This window comes from Gluconobacter sp. Dm-73 (assembly GCF_018256215.1).
Taxonomy (GTDB): domain Bacteria; phylum Pseudomonadota; class Alphaproteobacteria; order Acetobacterales; family Acetobacteraceae; genus Gluconobacter; species Gluconobacter cadivus.
Window position 1 is genome coordinate 1 of record NZ_JAERLW010000006.1, and the last position, 22,966, is coordinate 22,966.

The 22,966-nt window shown below is 55.0% G+C and carries 15 protein-coding genes and 2 pseudogenes; 11 read left to right on the top strand and 6 right to left on the bottom strand.

Translation table 11 applies throughout. The features are described 5' to 3' along the window. A pseudogene (locus JK176_RS07420) lies at window positions 1-77 on the bottom strand (IS5/IS1182 family transposase); the annotation flags it as partial. A 117-nt stretch (window positions 78-194) separates the two neighbouring features. On the opposite strand from JK176_RS07420, the pseudogene JK176_RS14960 reads away from it, so the two are divergent. After that, a pseudogene (locus tag JK176_RS14960) lies at window positions 195-437 on the top strand (IS3 family transposase); the annotation flags it as partial. Between the two features lie 57 nt (window positions 438-494). Here JK176_RS14960 and JK176_RS07425 read toward each other — a convergent pair. Together JK176_RS07425 and JK176_RS07430 are read right to left on the bottom strand one after the other, a co-directional pair. Beyond that, the gene (locus tag JK176_RS07425) at window positions 495-1,658 is read right to left on the bottom strand and encodes an EAL domain-containing protein (RefSeq protein WP_211587296.1); all 1,164 of its coding nucleotides are present in this window, start codon (window positions 1,656-1,658) and stop codon (window positions 495-497) included. Between the two features lie 371 nt (window positions 1,659-2,029). After that, window positions 2,030-2,986, bottom strand: coding sequence for a LysR family transcriptional regulator (locus JK176_RS07430; protein ID WP_194268745.1), 957 nt, complete (start codon window positions 2,984-2,986; stop codon window positions 2,030-2,032). Window positions 2,987-3,156: 170 nt separating this feature from the next. Here JK176_RS07430 and JK176_RS07435 point away from each other — a divergent pair, with 170 nt between their 5' ends. The 5 genes from JK176_RS07435 to JK176_RS07455 all read left to right on the top strand — a co-directional run bounded on the left by JK176_RS07435 (window position 3,157) and on the right by JK176_RS07455 (window position 11,757). After that, the gene (locus tag JK176_RS07435; protein ID WP_211587297.1) at window positions 3,157-4,821 is read left to right on the top strand and encodes an MFS transporter; all 1,665 of its coding nucleotides are present in this window, start codon (window positions 3,157-3,159) and stop codon (window positions 4,819-4,821) included. A 14-nt stretch (window positions 4,822-4,835) separates the two neighbouring features. Further along, entirely contained in the window at window positions 4,836-5,912 is a 1,077-nt protein-coding gene (locus JK176_RS07440) for an HlyD family secretion protein (RefSeq protein ID WP_211587298.1), read from the top strand. Between the two features lie 8 nt (window positions 5,913-5,920). Beyond that, window positions 5,921-7,444 (top strand): efflux transporter outer membrane subunit, encoded by a 1,524-nt coding sequence (locus tag JK176_RS07445; protein ID WP_408874186.1) that lies wholly within the window; start codon window positions 5,921-5,923, stop codon window positions 7,442-7,444. Between the two features lie 51 nt (window positions 7,445-7,495). After that, entirely contained in the window at window positions 7,496-8,977 is a 1,482-nt protein-coding gene (xylB, locus tag JK176_RS07450) for a xylulokinase (protein WP_211587300.1), read from the top strand. Window positions 8,978-9,357: 380 nt separating this feature from the next. Beyond that, window positions 9,358-11,757: a TonB-dependent siderophore receptor gene (locus JK176_RS07455; RefSeq protein WP_349291915.1), complete on the top strand. Its 2,400-nt coding sequence runs from the start codon at window positions 9,358-9,360 to the stop codon at window positions 11,755-11,757. 88 nt (window positions 11,758-11,845) lie between these two features. Here the strand turns inward: JK176_RS07455 and JK176_RS07460 are convergent, their stop codons facing one another. Both JK176_RS07460 and JK176_RS07465 read right to left on the bottom strand, forming a co-directional pair. Then, window positions 11,846-13,102 (bottom strand): sodium:proton antiporter, encoded by a 1,257-nt coding sequence (locus tag JK176_RS07460; RefSeq protein WP_211587301.1) that lies wholly within the window; start codon window positions 13,100-13,102, stop codon window positions 11,846-11,848. Between the two features lie 229 nt (window positions 13,103-13,331). Further along, window positions 13,332-14,540 carry an MFS transporter gene (locus JK176_RS07465; protein WP_211587302.1) on the bottom strand — a complete coding sequence of 403 codons (1,209 nt, stop codon included), beginning with the start codon at window positions 14,538-14,540 and terminating at the stop codon, window positions 13,332-13,334. A gap of 105 nt (window positions 14,541-14,645) precedes the next feature. Here JK176_RS07465 and JK176_RS07470 point away from each other — a divergent pair, with 105 nt between their 5' ends. Further along, window positions 14,646-15,272 carry a TetR/AcrR family transcriptional regulator gene (locus tag JK176_RS07470; protein WP_211587303.1) on the top strand — a complete coding sequence of 209 codons (627 nt, stop codon included), beginning with the start codon at window positions 14,646-14,648 and terminating at the stop codon, window positions 15,270-15,272. A gap of 169 nt (window positions 15,273-15,441) precedes the next feature. Here JK176_RS07470 and JK176_RS07475 read toward each other — a convergent pair whose 3' ends face one another. Then, window positions 15,442-16,206 (bottom strand): GntR family transcriptional regulator, encoded by a 765-nt coding sequence (locus JK176_RS07475; RefSeq protein ID WP_194268752.1) that lies wholly within the window; start codon window positions 16,204-16,206, stop codon window positions 15,442-15,444. A gap of 176 nt (window positions 16,207-16,382) precedes the next feature. On the opposite strand from JK176_RS07475, the gene JK176_RS07480 reads away from it, so the two are divergent. Genes JK176_RS07480 through JK176_RS07495 form a run of 4 tightly spaced genes read left to right on the top strand, consistent with a single transcriptional unit; the run spans window position 16,383 to window position 22,948 of the window. After that, the gene (locus JK176_RS07480; RefSeq protein WP_211587304.1) at window positions 16,383-18,734 is read left to right on the top strand and encodes a TonB-dependent receptor; all 2,352 of its coding nucleotides are present in this window, start codon (window positions 16,383-16,385) and stop codon (window positions 18,732-18,734) included. 4 nt (window positions 18,735-18,738) lie between these two features. Next, window positions 18,739-20,091 (top strand): NCS2 family permease, encoded by a 1,353-nt coding sequence (locus tag JK176_RS07485; RefSeq protein WP_211587305.1) that lies wholly within the window; start codon window positions 18,739-18,741, stop codon window positions 20,089-20,091. Window positions 20,092-20,103: 12 nt separating this feature from the next. After that, the gene (locus tag JK176_RS07490; protein ID WP_211587306.1) at window positions 20,104-21,180 is read left to right on the top strand and encodes a nucleoside hydrolase; all 1,077 of its coding nucleotides are present in this window, start codon (window positions 20,104-20,106) and stop codon (window positions 21,178-21,180) included. After that, complete coding sequence (locus JK176_RS07495; RefSeq protein ID WP_211587307.1) at window positions 21,173-22,948, top strand: adenine deaminase; 1,776 nt, start codon at window positions 21,173-21,175, stop codon at window positions 22,946-22,948. The genes JK176_RS07490 and JK176_RS07495 overlap by 8 nt, the downstream gene beginning before the upstream one ends. Window positions 22,949-22,966: the final 18 nt, after the last annotated feature.

The window sequence follows — 22,966 nt, forward strand, 5'->3', positions numbered from 1 at the left end:
GTCTTGTGTGGACCATACGCTTTCGGAGCATCCTTCCACTGAAGGCCGTTGCGGAGGACATAAACGATCCCGCTCAGTTCAATAAATTAATAGGTCCTGAGCCTAGGACCTCTGATGAAACTCAATGGGGTCCGACCAGTGCACATCCGTCGTCACAAAATCACAAGCGCCAGCCGTCATTCCCTTGGTGTTGCAGCCAATATTGCTCACATGATTTCCAGAAGAAACAGACGGAATACAGGATGATTCCATCCATGTCCGACAAGGGAAACTGCTTCGAGAATACAGCTGTGGAGACCTTCTTCAAGAGCCTGAAGGCCGAAATGCTCTGGCGGCAGGCAACTGCCGCCATCTTCCAGTACGTCAACGGCTTCTATAATCCGCGACGACGCTATTCATATCTCGGCAGCATCAGCCCACTCGTTTCGAGGCTAAAGCCGCCTAACAAGATCACATTCCGGCACAAAACCGTCACAAGTCCAAGAATACGCAGGTTACCAGACATTCACCCGTTTCTGCGCCATTATCTCACTAACTGTCTTGCTAAAGATTTCGAGTGAAATAATTGAATAACCCAGAATTTCTTCTGATTCGTCTCTGACTTGGGTCAGCATAACAAGGTCGATGTCACCACTCTCCCGCGTAAATCTGTATGGAGGATAAGGTAGACCGCGTTCTCTAAAAGACTTCAACCATTCGAGCATCGTACGCGTATCAGGCAGAAGCACATGGATATCGGCACCAATGACCTCTTTTTTGTCAAAACCAATTCGACGACAGAATGTCATACTGGCATCCCGGATGATATAGTCTCGATCTATAAAACAAATCGAAACTTCTTTCGAGTTATAGAGAGATGAGATTTGAAATGCCCTCTCTTCAATAGATAATCTTTGATATTCGTTTTCTGCATGTACCGCCGGATTGGAATTCGGGCTTCCAATCCTTTTTAATGGCTGAGGAGGACTGAACAGATACCCCTGCCCTTTCGTACACCCGATTTTCCGTAACAGATCTGCCTGCTCGACCGTCTCTATTCCTTCTGCGATCACGTCAATATCGAGACTGTTTGCCAAACCAACAATCGCAGATATTATTTTTCTATCCTCCTTACGACTGACACAGGAATGCACGAATTTCTGGTCAATTTTTACACCTGAAAATGGCAAAGAACTCAGGATCGTGAGACTTGAATAGCCGGTGCCGAAATCGTCCATGACGAAAGAAATTCCGGTTGTATTCAGCTTTGTCATAAATTCAGTACAAAGCGCGAGATCAGAAATAATCACGCTTTCAGTAATTTCGATTTTGATGCGCTCGTGCGGGAACTCATAGAGGCTGATGAGGGACAGGATGTCATCAAGAATACAGGCGTCCGATATCTGCGATGGTGAAAGATTAAACGAGAAAAACAGGTTAGGACCAAATTTAAGTTGGTGACGGAAAGTATATTCCAAAAGAAAAATAAGGAGTCCATCAAGGAGTTTTTTATCTTCGAACCAATAGATACTTTCCTTGGTATCGAGAAGTTTTCCACAATCAAAAAACCTACTCAAAACTTCATAACCAATGATTTGATCAGATTTCATTGATACAATTGGTTGGAAATAAGGCAACACGGAAATCGTCGTTTCACCAATTTTGAAATGCCGGTTCATTGTCTATCCCTTTTCAGGGTTAATACGGTGCAAAACGTTCCGATATCGTTAACGTCTTGTACTTTCTGGGTCACGGTAACAAAAGACCTATTGGTCTGGCGCAAGATCTGAATCATTTTCTGGCTGTGGGATAACGGGTAGAGAAAACAGTCATGAAAGTGACAGTGTCCGCTTCAATCCCGTTGATCCCGGCCTGAGTTTCCCGCTTCCTAAACGAGCGTTCACCGTGTCACAATGTGCAAATTTGGTGCATATGGGAATTGGCAAGTGATAGCTTAGTCGCTCGCCCCGAGTTATTCAACAATCTCAGCGCGATAAGCATCCGACATTACCTTGACATAGCACGTGAACCTCACTGCTTTATGCATGATTCACTGCCTCGTCGGTCGCCTGAGACGGACGAGTTCGCGCCGGATGACTTGGAGAACCGTGTCGCGCAGCCAGCGATGAACGCCATCTGAGTCTACGCGCGGATGCCAAGCCTGAAAAGACGTGACGGGAGGAAGATCGAACGGGAAGTCGAAAGCCTCAAGCTGGATCTGCGAAAGTGGAAGACGGTCGATCACGATATCGGGCAACGGAAGGATCATGTCCGTCTCCCGCATGGTCTCGATCATGGAATGGTAAGTCGGCACGACCATGGCGATGGGTCGGGTCAGGCCGTAATGTTCTTGAAGAACAGTATCTATCGGGCCGTAAAGGCGACCTTTTCGCGATACGCTGATGTGATCATATTCCACCAGCGTTTGTGGTGTAATGCCTTGCGCGAAAATGGGGTGCCCTTCGCGCACCATGGCACGAAACGACGTCAGGAAGAGGGTCTGACGCATGATTTCAGGGCGCAGATCGTCCGTAGCACCAACATAAAGATCAATCTGGCTGTTGCGCAGAGCCTCACTGGCGGGCTCCTCCGTTTCGGGAGCGAACACAACGCTGCAATTTGGACATTCCTGCTTGAGAGCCATCAGAATGACATGCCCGAACGCACTGACGACAAGGTCATTGGCGCGGATCGTAAAGCGCGGCGAGAGATGGCGCAGATTGAGCGTTTCGCTGTCATTCACCAGTGCATCGGCCTCGCGCACGATGTTCTGGACCCGGTCACGAATGCGGCTGGCGAAGGCTGTGGCCATCATCCGGCGCCCGGAAAGAACCAGAATAGGATCTCCAAATACGGTGCGTAGCGTTGCGAGATGGCGGCTCATGGCGGCATCGCTCACCTTCAGCCGGCGCGCTGCCTGCGAGACGCTTTCTTCCTCCACAAGAACCTGAAGATAGCGCAGCAGGTCGAGATCATAGCGTCTGTGACTGTCAGTTCGTTTGGCCATCGCTCTCTTCGTTTCCTAAGGCTTTCCAGTATATTTTCGTGCTTTCAGCCTGAAATGGAAGGGTTTTTGATAACCCTTCCGGAAAATGGAAACGTCACCTGCTGCAAACGTGGGTTTTCGGACCTGTCCGCTCTGGATAATGGCTGAGGGGCAACGAAAGAGACCCCACAATGCAACCAGCAGCCTCGCCCTTGGCGGGTGCGCCGCCCGCGCAGCCGTCTTACATTCCACCTTTTGGCACGCGGACCATTATCGGCTGCCTTGGGATGCTGCTGGCCGTGCATGTCGCCGGGTTCAACGAACACATCACCGAAATCGGTCTCGCCGATATCCGAGGCGCGATGCATATCGGGCATGATGAGGGAACGTGGTTCACCTCGATCTATGAGGCCTTCAACATTGCCGCCATGGCTTTCACGCCCTGGTTCTACATGACGTTCTCGATCTATCGGTTTTCGATCTTCATGACGGCCGTGCTCGCCATGCTGTCGATCCCTCTGCCCTTCATGCCGGACATGACCTCGCTGTGCTTTCTTCGTGCGGCACAGGGGCTGAGTGCGGGGTGTCTGCCACCCGTCCTGATGACGGTCATGCTGAAATATCTGCCGCCGCCCATCAAGGTGTTCGGCATTGGCGGTTATGCGATGAGCGCCACCTTTGGCCCCAATCTGGGTGGGCCGCTTGAGGCAATGTGGTTCGAGCATGTGGGCTGGCGCTGGCTGTACTGGGAGGTCATTCCCTTCAGCATCATCGCCATTGCCATGATGGCCTACGGACTGCCACGTGATCCGGTGCATCTCGAACGTTTCAAAAAATTTAACTGGCGTGGCTTCTTCATTGGCGTGCCATCCATCCTGTGTGTGGTGACAGTGCTCTATCAGGGGGACCGGCTGGACTGGTTCCGTTCGCCGATCATCTCCCATCTGACATTCTGGGGCGGTGCGCTGTTCGTGGGGTTTCTGTTCCATGAATGGCACCATCACAGCCCGTTTTTTCGGCTTCAGTACTGGAAGAACCGCAATATCACGATGTCTCTGCTGACCCTTGTGGGTGTGCTCATCATCTGCGGTCTGATGATGGAAGTCCCGATGACATATCTGGAAGCCGTGCGGGGATACCGGCCCATTCAGACGGCTCCGGTCGCGCTGACAGTTGCCCTGCCCCAACTCATCATGCTGCCGCTGACGGCCGCGCTCTGCAATTCCGCGCGGGTGGACTGCCGATATGTGCTGGCATTCGGCATGTCGTGTCTGGCGTTGGCAGCGTTCCTCGGAACCTGGCTGACGCCGGACTGGGTGCGCGATAATTTCTATCTCCTGCAGGCACTACAGATCCTCGGTCAACCAATGGTTGTGATCCCGGTGCTGATGCTGGCCACCATGTCTCTGGGGCCAGCGGACGGACCGTTCATCTCGGGCATGGTCAACATGCTCAAGGGCATGGCCAATGCGTTTGCTGCCGCCATTTTTGAAATCCTGCTCCGCCGTCGGGAACAGTATCATTCCACCATGCTGCTGGACCGGGCGGGCAATAACGCCACGTCCCTGTCGGGCATGGGCGATCCGATCCATGCGGCGATCAGCAACAGCTCGCCTGACGGCGCTCATGTGGCGCGCAATACGCTTCAGATCTTCCATACCTATCTGCACGAGCAGTCGATAACGCTGGCACTGGTGGACATCTACTTCGTCGTGATGTGCCTCTGCATTGCTTATGTCGCGCTGACCGCCGTGCTGCCGAAACGCGTCTATCCACCCGGCAAAGGGCCTGCTCCGGCCATGCCTGCTGCTGCCCGCGAACCCGCTTCCTCCTCCCTTCCCGCCACCGCGCACTGACGGACCTGCCTCATATGATTTACGGAAAACCCCTTCTTCTGGCCGGATGTGCGGTCGTCTTGCTGACGGGCCTCGCCTGGACGGCGGATCGTTTCTTTGTGGGCGATGGTATCCGTCAGGAAACCAACGATGCCTATGTCACGGCCGATTTCACGACCGTAGCGCCGAAAGTCTCGGGCCGCATCGATCGAGTGCTGGCCGAAGACAACGAATATGTCCATGCCGGGGAAGAACTTGCCCATATCGAGGACGACGATTACCGCGCGGCTTTGGATACCGCGCGTGGCGACACGGCTGCGGCTCAGGGCGATGTGAACAATCTTCAGGCCCTGCTGGAGCGTCAGGGCTCCATCGTCGATGCGGCGAAATATACCGTGCAGTCCGACGAGGCCGCGCTAGTCTTTGCGCGGCAGAATGCAGCCCGGTATCGCAATCTGTCCGCAGGGGGCGCGAGCACGATCGAACAGCAACAGGGCGCGGAAGCCCGGCAGCTTGAAGCGGTTGCGGCCCTTGCCCGTGACAAAGCCGGAACCAGTACGGCTGAACAGCAGGTCGCGGTACTGAAGGCGCAGCTTGAAAAGGCGCAGGGTGCGCTTCTGAAGGCGAAAAGTGCCGAACATCAGGCCGAACTGAACCTGTCCTACTGCACCATTCCCGCGCCGGTGGACGGCGTGGTGGGAGAGCGCGGCGTACGTGTCGGTGCCTATGTCCATCCGGGCACAGGGCTGCTGGCGGTCGTGCCGGTCCGCAAGGCCTATGTGCTGGCGAATTTTCAGGAAACCCAGCTTACGAACGTCCAGACCGGCCAGAGTGCGACGGTCTGGGTCGATACGTTTCCCGGTCATCCACTCAAGGCCCATGTGGACAGTCTGGCCCCGGCCACAGGTGTGGCTTTCGCTGCGATCCAGCCCGATAACGCGACCGGAAACTTCACGAAAGTGGTCCAGCGCGTCCCGGTCAAGCTGACCTTCGATCCCGGCCAACCTCTGGCGGAGAAGGTTCGTGTCGGTATGTCGGTCGAAGCACGAATCGACACGTCTTCGACGCCTGAGGGCACCCATTCCCATGACGCACGGTATCTCTGGAAATGAGAGCTTCCATGTCCACCCTCTCACGCTGCTTCCTCCTGGGGCTCACCGCGCTGTCTGCCTGTACGGTCGGACCAGACTATCATCGGCCCGACCCGCAGGCACCCGCGCACTGGCATCAGAGTCTAGCCCCCGCTGCCAGCCATCCGCAGGAAACATCCATTGTCGATGCACAATGGTGGCGGATCTATCATGACCCCACGCTGACGGCGCTGGAAGAAGATGTGGCGCGTAACAATCTCGATCTGCGTGAAGCCGCCCTGCATTTCACGGAAAGTCAGGCAGAACGCCGGATCGCCAGTGCGGCGCAGATGCCGCATATGGAAGGTGCTGCGTCCTATGCCCGTGAACGCGCCAGCACAAACGGTATTCTCGGCCTTCTGGGAACCATGCAACAGGCCGGGCCCGGCGAAATTGCCAGCGGCCAGCAGGGTTTTGGACCGGCGGCTATGGATGGCGCGAAGGGCAACCCGTCTTTCAATCTGCCACAATACGGGCTGAGTGCGTCATGGGAGGTCGATTTCTGGGGGCATGTGCGTCGTCAGGTCGAGGCAGCTACCGCGGCCATGCATGAAACGGACGAGCTGCGCCGCGACGTGCTGGTCTCCCTCATGGCGGAAACCGCGCAGGATTATCTGAGCCTGCGCAATATCCAGACCCAGATTGGCATCACGCAGCAAAGCATCGCCATTGCCGAGCACAGTGTGAAACTGACGGAACTCCGCTTTACACAGGGCACGGCGACAAAACTCGATGTCGCCTATTCCCGCGGTCAGATGCATGGTTTTGAGGCGCGTCTTCCTGTTCTGAAAAGTCAGGAAGTGCACCTCGTGAATGCCCTGAGCTTCCTGACGGCACAGCAACCGGGCGCTTTGAAAAACACGCTCGGGTCTGTTCAAGCCATTCCGTCCGTTCCTGCTGACATTCCAGTCGGCCTACCCTCCGAACTGGCCGAGCGCCGTCCTGATGTGCGGGCGGCAGAAGACCATCTCCATGCCGCGACAGCGAGTATCGGTGTTGCCGTCGCAGATTTTTTCCCGCGCGTAACACTGTCTGGCAGTCTGGATATTCAGGCGTTGCAGTTCAGCGGATTGGGTTCATGGGCGTCGCGCCAGTACGGGTTCGGTCCGACCATGACGCTTCCCTTGTTCGAAGGGGGCCGTCTGACGGGACAATTGCATCTGCGCCGCGCCCAGCAGAAAGAGGCGGCGATTGCGTTGCAGCGCACACTTCTGAAAGCATGGGAAGACGTCGATGATTCCATGGCGGATCTGAGTGCCGCGCAGGAGCATCGAAACAGACTGGAAGAGACTGTCTCGGAAAACGAGACCGCCGTCCATATCGCGCAGCTTCAGTATAGTCAGGGAGCAGGAGACTTCCTCAATGTCCTGACCACGCAGAACGCCCTTCTGGCCAGCCGGAGCGCTCTGGCTGAATCAAGCGCAAATGCCTCAATCTCCGTCGCTCGTCTGTACCGCTCTCTTGGAGGAGGCTGGGAGAATGGAGACCCTTCACATAAACGTGGCGCGCCATGACACGCGAACAGGTCCAGAATTACAGCCCATTGAAATGGCAGGTGACGTGGGATGTATATCGGGATTGATCTGGGGACGTCAGGAGTCAAGGTGGTTCTGGTGGACGGAGCGCAGCATGTGCTGGCTTCGGAAACGGTGGCACTGAAGGTCTCGCGTCCCCACGAAGGATGGAGCGAGCAAAACCCGGATGACTGGCTCGCGGCCACGCTTGCAGCGATCGACGCGCTGGCAAAGGCCTATCCGTCCGAAGTCTCGCAGGTTACGGGCATCGGGCTATCGGGGCAGCAGCATGGCGCGGTCCTGCTCGATGGCGGCGGTAAGGTGCTTCGTCCCTGCATATTGTGGAACGATACGCGGGCCGAGGCCGAGTGCGCGATATTTGAGCATCGTTTCCCTGAGAGCCGCGCGGTAACCGGCAACATCGCCATGCCGGGCTTCACCGCACCGAAGCTGATCTGGGTCGCAGAACATGAAAAGGACATTTTCGCGAAGACGCGTCTCGTGCTTCTGCCCAAAGCATGGCTTCGTTTTGCCATGACGGGCGAGGCGATCGAAGACATGTCCGACGCATCGGGCACGTTATGGCTTGATGTCGGACAGCGCCGCTGGTCGGAAGAAGCGCTGTCTGCAACAGGGCTTTCTCTCTCCCACATGCCGGAGTTAAGAGAGGGAAGCGAGGCCGCTGGCGTTCTCAAACCCGATCTCGTGCAGCGTTGGGACATGCGCAAAGCGCCAGTCTTTGCCGGAAGTGCGGGAGACAATGCAGCCGGTGCAGTCGGGTTGGGTGCGACAAAGCCGGGGGATGCCTTTCTCTCGCTTGGCACTTCCGGAGTAGTCTGGGTGACGACAGATTCCTATCGCGGCGGTGCCCGGGACGCTATTCATGCGTTCTGTCATGCGGTGCCGGGAGTATGGCACCAGATGGGCGTAACGCTCTCGGCTGCGGCGTCACTGGCATGGTGGTCACGCGTCACGGGAATGAAAGAAGCAGAGCTTCTGGCCGAATTGCCTGTGTCACCCGAAGCCCCTTCTCCCGTCCTGTTTGCACCCTATCTTTCAGGTGAACGTACACCTCACAATGACGGAGCGGTACGGGGTGGCTTTGCTCTCCTTTCGCAGGATACGACACGCGCGCAAATGACTCAGGCTGTGCTTGAAGGAGTTGCGTTTTCGTTTCGCGATGCATTGGAGGGGTTAAGGGCGTCCGGATCTGAAGTTAAGGAGGCTGCGGTCATCGGCGGCGGGTCGCGTAGTGCACTGTGGGTAGCGATCCTCGCATCAGTGCTGGGAATTCCGCTGCATCGTTTGGCCAATGGCGAAACAGGCGGAGCATTTGGAGCCGCGCGACTGGCACGTCTCGCGGTCACAGGCGAGGACGTGGAAACCGTGTGTCTGTCGCCTGAGCGCGCGGAGACGATCATCCCCAATGAAGCGCTGCGTCATGCGTATGAGACTACCTATGCGGGCTATCGCACGCTTTATCCCGGCCTTGCGGCCGTGAAAACAGTGCTCGCGAAAAAAGAGAATGCGTGAAAAATCGTTGTATTCTTGTCTAGTTACCAAGAATAACAACGAAGGCAGTTAGAAAAAAACGCCTGATTACCAATGTTTCTGAACGAATAGAAATCGCAGGGACCACATTCCGGTTCCTGCGAACTCGCACCAATTCTGAACGCGCTCGAGAAGCGCTTGCATACTGTGCAAAGACATCTCTCGTAATCAAAAAATCACCTGTCTCGGCGCCAGGTACTGACGACCTGGTGGTCGCAGGCGTTCGGCTTCGTCCCGATTTGAAAAGATATATTTTGGTATAATTTGTAATAAATGCGTTTCTTTTCATTTCAAAATCACGCTGCTATCGATGTGCAAATGATAATGATTATCATGTGAATTTCCGATTGGGACCTGCTGACGTGAACCTGCGCCCTGTAACGCGTTACGCCATAACCAGCCTTCTGGCCTCCACATTCCTGGCTACCGTGGCTCCCGCCGCGGTACAGGCCGAAGACATGCAAGAGAAACCTGCCGTTCTCGAAAAATCCGAGAAACGTGTCGATTCCAAAAAGAAAAAAGCGTCATTGAAGACGCATTCAGGAAAAGATCAGGATGCGGGGCCACCGGCAGCGCGTGACAAAACTGCTCCCACAGCTGAAAATATCGTCGTCCGTTCCCAGAGATGGGATCGTGGAAGCTATACCGCCCCTTCCACCAGCGCATCCACGGGACTTTCTCTCAGTCTTCGCGAAACGCCCCAGACCGTAACGGTCATGACACGACAGGTCATGGACGATCAGCAGATCAACAGCCTGGATGACGTCCTGAACACCACACCTGGTGTCACATCCTACGCCAACGATAATGCCGGTCGTACGACTTATCGTGCGCGTGGTTTCAACATCACCAACTACAAGATCGATGGCATGCAGATTGATGCCACTACAAGCTTCGGTGGTGTTGGGTCATCCATGAATATGGACCTGTATGAGAATGTCCAGATCGTCCGTGGGGCCAATGGTCTTCTGGGCGGGACAGGTGATCCGTCCGCAACCATTTATTTGCAGCGCAAAACGCCAACCAAAGAATTCTCAGCGAATGGCCTGCTTCGACTGGGCAACTGGAATGAGCATCGTGTCATGGCGGATATTAACACTCCGCTGAATCATTCCGGCACGATCCGCAGCAGATATGTCTTCACATGGGATGACACGGATACATTCCGTGTCCGGGAGCACGTCAATCGTTTGGGCGCGCTTGCCAATTTCGCTGCGGACCTCTCCGTGCGGGATACACTGAGTTTTGGCTTCCAGTATGAACGAACCCGTAATGACGGCGCCTCATGGGGAACCAACGTTCCGATCTGGTATGCTGACGGTACACGCACGCACCTGCCCCGCAGCACCAACCCAGCCGCAGACTGGAGCCAGGCTACCCGCGACCAGTACACGGCTTTCATCAACTACGACCATGATTTTTCAGCAGGCTGGCACCTCAAGGTCGGCTATATGCGGACGCAGGGCAGTTCCTACAGCAATCTGGGCGTTGCCAAAATCAACAATGCCGCCAAAAATGTCGGGGGCTATGCCGGTTTCTGGAATCAGGATGGCACAGGTGGCTACCTCAACGCGCTTCACGCAGAATATGCCGATGCGCGTGATAATGCGGATGTTCATATCTCGGGCCCGATCCATTTTCTTGGACACGAGCATCAGATCGTTTTCGGTTTCAACGGGTATAATGACGAGCTGACACAATACACATTCAGCAAAGCGCTTGGAAATTGCAGCATTGCGGGTGTTACGCCCTATTCGGGCTGCCAGTATCGTGCGGCAGGGCTGCCCATTGCCAACTGGCAGACCTGGGATGGTTCGTATCCGGATTTTATGACGCATCGAACAAAAGCACGCGAAGTCGATGTGACGCGCAATTACGGGGCCTACACATCAGGCCGCTTCATTCTTGCCAAAGGTCTTTCGCTGATCCTTGGCGGCCGGGTAAGTACTTACGAAGCTTATAGTGGTACATATAATGTGCAGAACCAGTATTCGGGCGCGACAGGAACAGGACGCCAGAATGCCGTTCTGACGCCTTATGCAGGCATGGTGTATGATTTTACAAAGACGATGTCCGTTTATGGCAGTTACACCAATATCTTCACCCCCCAATCCAATCTGAGAGATGCCAACAATCAGCCTCTCAGCCCTGTGATGGGGAAAAGTTATGAAACGGGTTTGAAGGGGTCGTTCTTCAAACAACGCCTGAATACCTCTCTTGCTTTTTATCTTAACAGACAGAGCAATGTGGCGGAGGCGACGGGTGCCACCAACACAACGACGGGCGAGTCCATTTACCGATCCGTCAATGGCGTCAAAACCGAAGGCATTGATCTTGACGCTTCAGGCGAGCTTCTGCCGGGCTGGAATGTCTTCTTCGGCTATAGCTATCTTTACGAAAAAGGTCTGAGCTATCGGCAGGACCCACATCATCTCGTGCGCCTGACCACAAGCTATACATTTCCTGGTGTGCTGCATCGTCTGACCATAGGAGGCGGCATTTCCAGCCAGACGAGCACAGAATGGACCACCAATCCTGGCCGTCCGCTCGGCAACGGGAAATATGACAGTTCCAACCTGCGTGTGGGTGGTTACACGCTCATCAATCTTATGGCGCGCTACCGTTTGGCCAAGTGGATCGACGTTGCTGGCAACATCACCAATCTGACGGACAAGACCTATGTCAGACAGGCCGGATTTTATGACGGGATGATCTTCGGAGAGCCCAGAACCTTCAGTTTCACAATCCGCGGTCATTATTAAAAATAGAACAGGATCTGTTTGTAAAACCGCAAATCTACATTTTTGCTGATGGGACTGGCCTTCAAGGAAGAAGGTCCAGCCTACCTTCTCACTCCAGATCAGAGGACGGGTAGAGCCTGCGGGCAACCCGTTCCATCGTCAGTCCCTGCACGATAATGGTAAATACGACGACCCCGTAACAGACTGGCAGCAGCAGATCGCGCAAGTCTCCGGGCGGGAGCCCAAGCGCCAGCGAAACCGAAATGCCGCCACGCAGACCGCCCCAGGTCAGGATCCCAAGAACACGGCCCCGCTCCCATTGCCTGAGGTGAACCGGAAGCGTTGAAAGCAGCACACTCAAAGCCCGCACGGCAATGGACAGCGGGATTATGGCAAGTGTCGCCAGTATCGCAAAGACATTCGGCGTAATTTCGAGAATTTCGAAGCCGATGAGCATGAACAGAAGGACGTTCAGAACCTCGTCAATAAGTGTCCATGCGACGTCGAGTTCCTTTCGGGATGCCTCATCGAAAACGGAATGGCTATAGCTTGTTCCGAAACATAGCCCGGCTACGACGACGGCAATCGCCCCCGACATGCCAAGCTGGTTGGCAATACTGAAGGCTCCAGTCGCCAGAGCCAATGACGTCAACAGGTCAATGTGCGGGTCGCGCTGTCCTTTAAGCACACGGAGTGCAACCCATCCGGTCAGCGCGCCCAGCAGGCCGCCACCAATCGCCTCGCGGCAAAAACTCAGAGCGATCTCGGAGGCAGTCACGCCCAGACTGTCTCCAGTCGCCAGCCCGATCGTGACACCGAAAATCACTACGCCCACACCGTCATTGAACAGGCTCTCGCCAGCGAAAACGGCCTGAAGGGGGCCGGGTAGTCCGAGACGTTTCAGCATGCCGACGACCGAAACCGGATCGGTTGGCGCGAGAATGGCCCCAAGGACGATACACCACGCAAAAGGAATGGCATGACCCAACAGAGGGAAGACACACCACGCCGCGATCGCCAGAAAGGCAACCGCCAGAACGGTGCCGAGAACAGAGAGGGTAGCCACGGAGGCAAGCTTTGCGCGGAGATGCCCGACATTTACCTGCATTGCCCCGGCAAACAGAAGGAGGCACAATACGCCATTCAGAAGAGCCGTCGGAAGATTGATGGCGCCCAACACGGATCGTGGAAGAGCCTGAAGGTCATAAGCCGGAATCAACGGATTCAGGATCATGATCAGCAGAGACGCCAGCAATGAAAAGACCAGCACGCCAATCGTCACAGGAACACGAAGCGTGTGATGATTGAGAATACTGAACGCTGCCGAGAGAGTCAGCAGCAGGGCGAAGAGGCTGATGGTGTCCATATCCTCATCGCTGGCTTCTCCCGCTTCCTGCGTCAAGAAAAACCGGAAGGGTCTGCTTTGCGAAACCGGTCATGGCTATTTTTGACAATTAGGGAGAGCAGGTCAGCAGACAGGTGACAATCGCTTTCACGCTGGCCACAACGCAGGCTCAGATAAAACGCGGCGAACCGCCGTTGGCATAAATACCTTATCTTCCTACTGAAACGGCACACCCGTCCAAATCGCATTCTTAGTCCCCATGCCCGAGGCGGTGGCCAGATGGAAATCCGTGGAACCGGGCTTGCCAGACGATCAGGAACCCAGCAACCGCAAGCCCCATTACAGCCCAGGGAAACGATACAGCTCCCCAGGTCTCAAGCAACACACCGCCCAGAATTCCACCTCCCGCTATGGCGCTATTCCAGGCGACGACATTCATCGACAATGCGACGTCCGCCCCCTCGCCAGCCGCATCGGCCAGTGCTGTCTGAAGCAACGTTGCAGCACCGCCGAATGTCAGGCCCCATATCGCGACCCCCATTATGATCACTACTGGCGACGCTGATCCGACTGCAAAAATAACCGCAACAACGGCGAATATTGCCAGACTGACCAGAACGGAAAGCCGCAGGGCGTGATCGACCGTGCGACTGGTCAGCCAGATGCCAGCCAACGCAGCAATACCAAAGAGCAGAAGAATACCATCTGCGTGCGGCGCCAACCCGGCAGGTGTGATGAACGGCACGATATAGGTGTAGAGCACATTATGCGCGAGCATCCAGGTTATCACAACGCCCAGCACAGACCGTACGCCCGGAGTTCGCAGAACATGCCCGAACGGCTGACGTTCGTGGTGCGCAAGCCCCGGAAAATCAGGAACGCTCGTCAGAACCCAGAGGATCAACAGCAGAGTTGATCCTGACATGATCGCGAAGGCCAGTCTCCAGCCCACAGCAGCGCCCAGCCATGTTCCAGCCGGAACACCCAGAGAAAGTGCGATCGGTGTGCCTACCATGGCAATGGCCAGAGCGCGCCCCTGCTGAGAGCGCGTCACCATCTTGCGCGCATAACCCGCCAGCAGGGCCCAGGCGAGCCCTGCCGCTGCACCCGCGCCATAGCGGGCAACAAGGGTCACTCCATAATGCTTTGAAAATGCCGTAACGGAATTAAAGACTACAAAACCAATGATCGCCAGCAGAAGAACCCGTCTCCGCCGCCATCGCTGGGTAGCAAGTGTCAGCGGGATCGCAGCGCTCAGGGAACCCAAAGCATAGGCCGTCACCATCTGTCCTGCCAGCGCCGGGGAAATATGCAGGTCAGCTCCAATCTGGGGCAACAGCCCCGCAGGGAGAGTTTCGGTCATGATGCAGATAAAGCCAGTCATCGCCAGTGCGAGCAAACCGGCTACGGGCAGTCCGCCATTGAGCTCCTTGCGGGAAGCTGTCGTATCGAGGGTCATATGGCTCTCATATATGGATCGTTCGATCTATATATGAGAGGTGCAAAATCTTGGCAATTATTTCTGGATCACTTAATATAAAAGTCTTTCAGAAGGAGTGGCAGCATGGCGCGGACCGGGCGTCCTCGTGAGTTTGACAGGGACAAGGCGATTGATGCGGCCACCACACTTTTCTGGGCACAAGGATATGAACCAACGTCCCTGACGCAGCTCAAGACCTGCATGGGCAACATTTCGCCAGCAAGCTTCTACGCTGCGTTCGGCTCAAAGGAAGCCCTGTTCCACGAAGTCGTGCAGCATTATCTGGCGACCTACGGACAGGTCATGGCGCCCTTATGGGACGAGAGTCTGTCACCACGCGATGCGATTGAGCGGACGTTAAGCTGTTCAGCGGACATGCAGGCGGCTCGGACACATCCTTGCGGATGCCTGATCGTTTCAGGTGCCAGTAATTGCTCGCCCGAGAACCAGTCTGTTCAGGCTCTTCTTAGTGAACAGCGGCAACAGACGCGGGCTGGCCTCCGGGCGTGCGTAAAGCGCGCCGTAGCCAACGGCGAACTGCGGGATTGTCCCGTAACTGAGGCCCTGCCCAATATTCTCGCGACATTTTTCCACGGCATGACATGTGAAGCCCGGGATGGAGCAACATCAGAAGATCTGGATGCAGCAATCACCTCTCTCCTAATGTTGTGGGACGCCAATGCAGTGTCATCCGAAACAGAAATACGCTGACTGCCGGCATTCACGCTGGGCAGGCAGGCTCTGCATTCTTGCCATGAAAGGCGGCCTGATCCGGTAGGGTCTGAGTATCTGAAAACCGGCCGGATGACAGGAATATCCGCGTCAAAAGTCTTTGAAGTTGCGACTATCCGGACGCCACCCCGCTTCCGGAAAAGAAAGGTCACAGCACTCCGTCGGTCAACATCTCACCATCGGCGCCAATACGAAAATCTGCGCTGCCCTCCGTCACCAGCAGCCGGCTGTACTCACAGACACCTTCTCCGAGGCACGTCGTTACGCGCTTGATACGCATCAAAGCAGACTGCTCGGAAACACTGAGCCACTGAGCGACATCAGCCGAAGCCTTGGACAGGCCGATGGAAATATCTGCATGGGCAACCTGAAACTTGAAAATATCCCGAAGGATCGCTGTTGATGTCAGGGAAGCAGCAAGGTCAGGTGACACAAGAGGGGCAAGCCGGGCGGGATAAAAAACTTCTGTCACTCCCAAAGGTCCTTCTTCGGACCGATAACCACGACGAATGAACAATGTCTCGTCATCTGATGATAAAGCCAGAGCGACTTCTTCAGGAGGACGACGCATCTGGTAATCCAGCAACGCCATTTCTGGGCTCAAACCTTTTCCGGCCAGAATTTCAAAAAACGAATGAATCGTTTTCTGCCGCCCTGGCCGATGCAGGGCCCCTACGAATGTCCCACGTCCATGCTGCCGGACGACGACATCCCTTTCAGCGAGATAGGACAACGCCTGACGGATGGTAATGCGACTAACACCATACATCAGGCACAGTTCAGCCTCGGATGGGAGCCGCTCCATGAAACGGCTGTCCTTGCCAATCAACCCGGAAATATGATGCCCAACCTGAAGGTAAAGCGGCGTCGGGCCATTCGTATCGAGCGCTGACGAGAACATGGCGTTAGGCATAAAGAAAAAATTCCAGAAAACGTTTCACTTTTGGATTGAAGAGCACACCGAAACCCGGTACCAAGACGTCCTATAACAACCTAATACGTCTTTGCCGATTCAGTCACTGTTTTGTGCCAGCGTCGGGAGAGATTCGGGCCTTTCTGGCGTCTCCGCAGTGTTTGAGAGCTTCTTCCATGCGTGCTTCAACCTTCCTGAGTACCGCCGTTATCGGCAACATGTTCTGTATGGCAGCCTACGCTGCTCCTGTTGCGGATACAAAGCACGTCGGGGAGAAGCGCCACTCTTCCGCCACCGGCAAGAGCGTGAAGCCCTCCCCTTCCCGGCCAGAAGTCATCCGGGTGTCCGCAGAATCCGTGGCAGGCGGCCGCATGGCTCCCCAGAATGGCACGAAATCACGCAGCGAGATTACTCAGGCCTATATCGCCAAGCAGGCACCGACACCTAACGTCTTCAAGCTGCTCGGCAACCTTCCCGGCGCCAATGTCGCCAGTGCTGACCCCTTCGGGATGGTGAGTGGCAACATGACGATCCGTGGCATGAACAGCGATCAGATCGGCTTCACCGTCGAGGGTGCGCCTCTGAACGATATCGGTTCCTACATGGCTTTTCCAACCGAATGGGTGGATTCCGAGAACCTGCGTGAAGTGACGATGCAGCAGGGGTCCGCTAATCTGGACTCTCCCGTCATTGGGGCTTCAGGCGGAATTGTGTCGATGAACCTGCTTGATCCGTCTCACAAAATGGGCGCCACGATTGCAGGGTCTTTCGGGTCTTACAACACACATCGCGAATATGTTCGTCTTCAGAGCGGCGATATCGGTAACACCGGAATGCGGGCTTTCGTCGCATGGTCACATCTGGAAGAGCCGCATTTCCGTGGTGCTGGAGACGATCACAAGCAGCATATTGACGCCAAAATGGTCAAAGACTGGATGAACGGAAGCCGAAGCACCGTTGCACTGACCTTTGATGATTCCATGAAGGTGGCTTACCTGAACCCCTCCCTGTCTGCCTGGCAGGAATATGGTCGAGGCGCGAATTATAGCAGAGATTTTTCGCCGACAGACACCAAATACTGGAAACTGCACCAGAGCCCTTATCGCGTTCTGATCCTGAGCGCGCCGCAGAATATCGTCGTCAATGACAAACTCGGGTTTGATTTCACGCCGTATTTTTACTGGAATTCTGGCACGATCGCCTCGGCGTCCCTTATGTCTGAAAACGCCATCTATTCCGGGACACAAAAATACAGCATCGACCTGAACGGTAATGGTACGACCACCGATAAGGTGATGATGTATACACCGTTCGGTACACCTTACGTTTATCGCCCCGGTCTTGTCTCAAAGGTTCATTATACTATTGGCAAGCATACGCTGGTGTTTGGATACTGGTTCGACTGGTCCAGGCAGCGCATGGTCAATCCGTACAGCGCGATTGGAGAAAATGGCGGACCGGCAAATGTGTGGGGATATCTGGGAAACGTAAAACTGGCTGATGGCACACGCCTAGCAAGTTATGACAACCTGACCATCACGCGCGTCAATACTCTGTTCTTCGGTGACACATTCAACGCACTGCATAATCGTCTGCGAGTGGAAGCCGGAATCAAGGAGTCTATGGTAACTCGCATCGGGTACAACTACCTGCCTGGCGCACAATACCGCACCACCATGAATGCGGCCGTTGCGACGCCTAATCTGGGTGCACGTTATCGTATTGACAGTCATAGCCAGATCTTTGCAGACGTTGCGACCAATTTCCGCACACCAACGCTGAATGCGCTCTACAACACCTACAGCGCATCAACCGGAAAGGTGGCGACGCAGGCCAATACTGCCCAGAAAACTGAGTATTCGATCTCTGAAGAACTTGGTTACCGCTATCAGGGCGACATCCTGGACGGCTCCATCACATTCTTCAACTATAACTTCACGAACCGTCAGGTTTCTACACAGGTTACGATCAACAACGCGCAGATTACCCAGAACATCAATGCAGGCGGCCAGACATCGCGCGGCGTAGACATCGAGATTGGTCTGCGTCCGTGGCATCACCTGCGCCCTTACATCTCGGCAGAATATCTGCACGCAACGATCGATAACAACTACAAGGTTGGAGCAGACTATCTTCCAACGGCTGGTAAAACTGCTGTGCGCAGCCCGAATGTGCAGGCATCAGTCGGACTCGACTATGATGATGGAACATATTTCGCAGGATTTTCCGTCAAGTATGTCGGACGGCAGTTCTCAACTTTCATGAATGACCAGGCCATGCCAGGATATGTCAACGCGGATATGAACTTCGGTTATCGTGCACCGAAGATCTTCCACACACATCCCGAAATCAGGCTGAATCTTATGAATGTCGGCGATAACAAGTATCTCTCCGGTGTGGCTGGTGTCGCAGCGTCCTCACGCGCAGCACGAGGGATCTATGGCAGCACCATCGCATCCCAAGGGTCGCCAACATACTATGTTGCCGGAAGTTTCGCGGCTCTTGTCACAGCCAAAATTGACCTTTGATCGGATGTTTTACGCCCGTCTTGATCGTTTTTTCAACCTCACGGCCAGCGGAACAACCGCTGGCCGTGAGGTTATTGCTGGCCTGACAACCTTCGCCGCAATGGTCTACTGCGTTGCAGTCAATCCCATGATCATGGCGGAAGCCGGCATGGACCGCGCAAGCGTCCTGAGCGCCACATGCCTGATTGCAATTTTCAGCACGACTCTGATGGGGCTTCTGGCAAACCTTCCCCTTGGCGTCGCTCCGGCCATGGGATCGAATGTGGTCTTTGCGATCATTCTGGTCAAACAGATGGGCGTTCCCTGGCAGGCAGCTCTTGCATTGGTCTGCCTGACAGGGCTGATTTTCATGGTCATGAGCCTGACACGCATTCGCGAGCGCATTGCCCAGGAGATCCCTGATACACTCCGGATCGGTATTCAGGTTGCAGTCGGTCTGGTCATCATGTTCATCGGAATGCGTAATTCCGGCTTTGTTGTCCCTAATCCCTCTACATTTGTGTCCATGGGGCCCATTACCAATTCCAAAGTGCTCATGACACTGGCTGGCTTTATCCTCACACCACTTCTTGTCGCCAGACGGGTCCCAGGTGCCCTGATTATTTCAATTATTGCTCTAACCTTTGTCGGGCTTTTTCTTCCCGACGGCAAAGGTGGAAGCATCACGCCCTGGCCCACACATATCTTTGCGCTTCCCCGCATGCCCCATGAGACGGCTTTCCAGCTCGAACCACTCTATCTCGTGCATCACATCTTCTACGTCCTGCCGATGTTGTTCTTTTTCCTCTGCACTGAACTGTTCGGCACGCTCGCAAACCTGCTGGGCGTTGTAACCGCGACAGGAATGGTGTCGGAAAATGGTCGCATTCCTAGAGCCCGAGAAGCCTTCATAACAGATGCTGCCGGAAGTATTCTGGCCCCAGTATTGGGAACCTCAATTGTAACGGTCTATTCTGAATCCATCACGGGCGTTCATGCCGGCGGTCGAACCGGCCTGACGGCTCTGGTTATAGCGGGAGGGTTCGTTACAGCACTTTTCCTGTGGCCTTTGTTCATGATCATTCCACCTCAGGCAACAGCACCTTCTCTTCTCATGGTAGGAATGATGATGTTTCAGGGGGTCCGCCATCTGGATCTGTCCGACCTCAAGGAAAGTGCCCCTGCCGCACTGACATTCATTATCGCTCTTCTGACCGGCAATCTCATCAACGGCATGGCCATCGGAACATTCTCATACGCGACCATGGCTCTCGCAACCGGTCGCGGGCGGGCAGTATCTCCAGTCGTGTGGGGTCTATGCGTGATTTTCATTATGTTTTTTGCTGTTTCAGCCCAGATGCATGGCCGTCACGGCTGAGGGGATTTTTCCATGTTTTCCAGACTTCGCCTTTCAGTTCTTCTGCTCGGCTTTTCTTCTCTGACTTTCGCTCAGGCTCAGACAACGCCGACACGCAATTATGTCATCATCGACAACGATTTCGCGGGTCCGGGCGGAACGAACATCCAATCCGTCATTCCCTTGCTGGGGCAACCAGACAAAGCAACCCTCCTTGGCTTTACAGTCGTGGTTGGAGATGGCTGGGAAAACGAAGCGGTTGCCCACCTGTCCCGCTTTCTGGAAATAGCCTCTGCGCCGGCGAAATTGCCTGTCGTTCCAGGTGCAACGCAGCCATTGGTCAACTCACGCCCACGTCTTCTGGCCTGGGAAAAGTCCAGTGGTAAGATGCCATGGAAGGGCGCATGGCGTGGAGATGCTCCTGACCTTCAGCCTCGGATCCAAACACTCAAAGAAGGAATGCCAAGCCGCCCTGTCTCTCCGGAGAAGGCCGCATTGTTTCTTATCCGCCAGGTCCATGAACATCCTCATGAGGTCACTCTTCTCGCAGCCGGCCCCATGACGAACGTCGCTCTTGCCATCAAGCTGGATCCAGAATTCGCCTCACTCTGTCGCAGGCTCGTTTTTATGGGGGCCATCGTTGATGGCAACCTTTCCCAAGTGACGGATAGTGCGGATTATTATACCGATTTCAACTTCATGTTTGATCCGGAAGCCGCAGCCATTGCGTTGGAAGCGCCATTTCCAGAGGTAATTTCGATCGGGGCCGTTGCCAATCCCATTCGCATGACACCTGAAATCCGCGACCAGGCCACCCTCCATCCTGGGCCTGTTTCAGATTATCTGAAGCGCTATTTCCGCCCACAACCCATGTGGGATGAACTGGCCGCGGCTATCGCCCTGGATCCGACTTTGATGACACATAGCGTAACGGCATACATGACAGTCGACCTGACGCATGGTCCGAATTACGGATACGCTCATGTATGGCCTGATAGCACCCGCCCCCACATTGGCGAACGCCCCGTCCGAATTGTCACAGCAGTCGATACGCCTCGTTTCATCCAGACGTTTGTAGACGCAGCCAATCGGATCAGTACGCATGATTGATGTCAGCTGTTCTCTGACCTCGCCTGAACTGCGCACACGCGCCGTGGATGCAGCAACCGGGCGGGCGCCGTTCGATATTCTGCTTGTGAATGGAAAGATTGCTGACGTTGCGACGGGAGAACTGCGTAACGCTGATGTCGGATTGATTGGGCCGCTGATTGCCAGCACACACCCAACAGGTCAGCGTCAGGATGCCCTCAAGATTTTCGATCTCGCAGGTGCAGTGATCGCGCCAGGACTTATTGACTCTCATATGCATATCGAGAGTTCCATGATTACCCCCCGGATCTACGCAAAAACCGTAGTACCGCAAGGAACGACGACCGTATGCTGGGACCCGCACGAAATCGGAAATGCCAGCGGTCTGGATGGCGTGAAATGGGCCATTGAAGCCACCAAAGGCCTTCCTCTCCGCATTCTGGTCGAAGCCCCGTCCTGTGTACCGTCCGCACCGGGGCTGGAACGCTCTGGTGCCGTCTTTGACGAAACGGCCATGGCAGAGATGCTATCCTGGCCTGAAGTGATCGGTGTTGCTGAAGTGATGGATATGCGAGGCGTCATCACGGGCTCACCTCGCATGAAGAGTATTGTCAACGCCGGCCTTACAAGCGGAAAACTGGTATGTGGCCATGCACGAAACCTCAAAGGCAGAGACCTTCAGGCGTTTATGGCTGCTGGCATAGAGTCAGACCATGAGCTGACGTCTAAAGCTGATATTCTGGAAAAACTCCGATCCGGTATGACTCTGGAGTTGCGAGTTTCCCATGAAAATATCCTGCCTGAAGCGATTGCCGCCTTTGAAGAATTGGGCTGCGTTCCACAAACCGTCACGCTCTGTACGGATGATGTTTTTCCAGATGATCTGTTGCGTCGTGGAGGAATGATTCATCATCTCAGATGCCTCGTTTCTTTGGGAATGCAACCTCTGGATGCCCTGCGTTGCGCAACGCTGAATGCAGCGATGCGCCTTGAACGGCGAGATCTTGGCCTTGTTGCAGCTGGCCGCCGGGCGGATCTGGTAGTTTTCAACAACCTTTCAGATTTTACGCCTCTGGACGTTTTCACATCCGGCATCCATGCTGCGTCACACGGAACGCTTCTGATTGAACTCCCAACTGAGCTGCCAGGACTTCCGCTCAAAACCATTAACCACGCACCTGTCACCCCTGAAGATTTTCAGATTGCGGTGGCCGAAGCCACGAAAGTCCGTGTTCGAACTGTCCGTACACCCCGCACCACTCAGTGGGGAGAACGGGAAATGAGCGTTGAAGCGGGCCATCTCGTCCTGCCACCTGACGCTGCGCTCATGGCTGTTTTCAACCGCTATGGGGAAAACGGGCCACCCGGGCTCGGCATTCTTGAGGGATGGGGAGACTGGTCAGCCACAATCGGCACAACGATCCTTCATGACAGCCATAATCTTGCGATTTTCGGTCAAAATCCGGAAGATATGGCGCTTGTAGCCAACACTCTCATTGCGAGTGATGGGGGCATGGCAGTCGCACGGGACGGCAAAATTATTGCCCATGTTCCACTTCCTGTGTGCGGGCTGCTTTCTCCGGATAATCTGGAAATTGTCAGTCATCAGTTTACAGCCGTTCGGGATGCGGCAGCAGCAGCGACGACATGGGACGGTCCGACCGCCATGATTAAACTGGTGACGGGCGCTTCCCTCGCCTGCAATTCCGGGCCACACGTCACAGATCTGGGGATTACGGATGGTATGACAGGTGAAATCATCACCAGCATGGTCATGGAGACTGCCTGATGACGTTTCCCCACGACG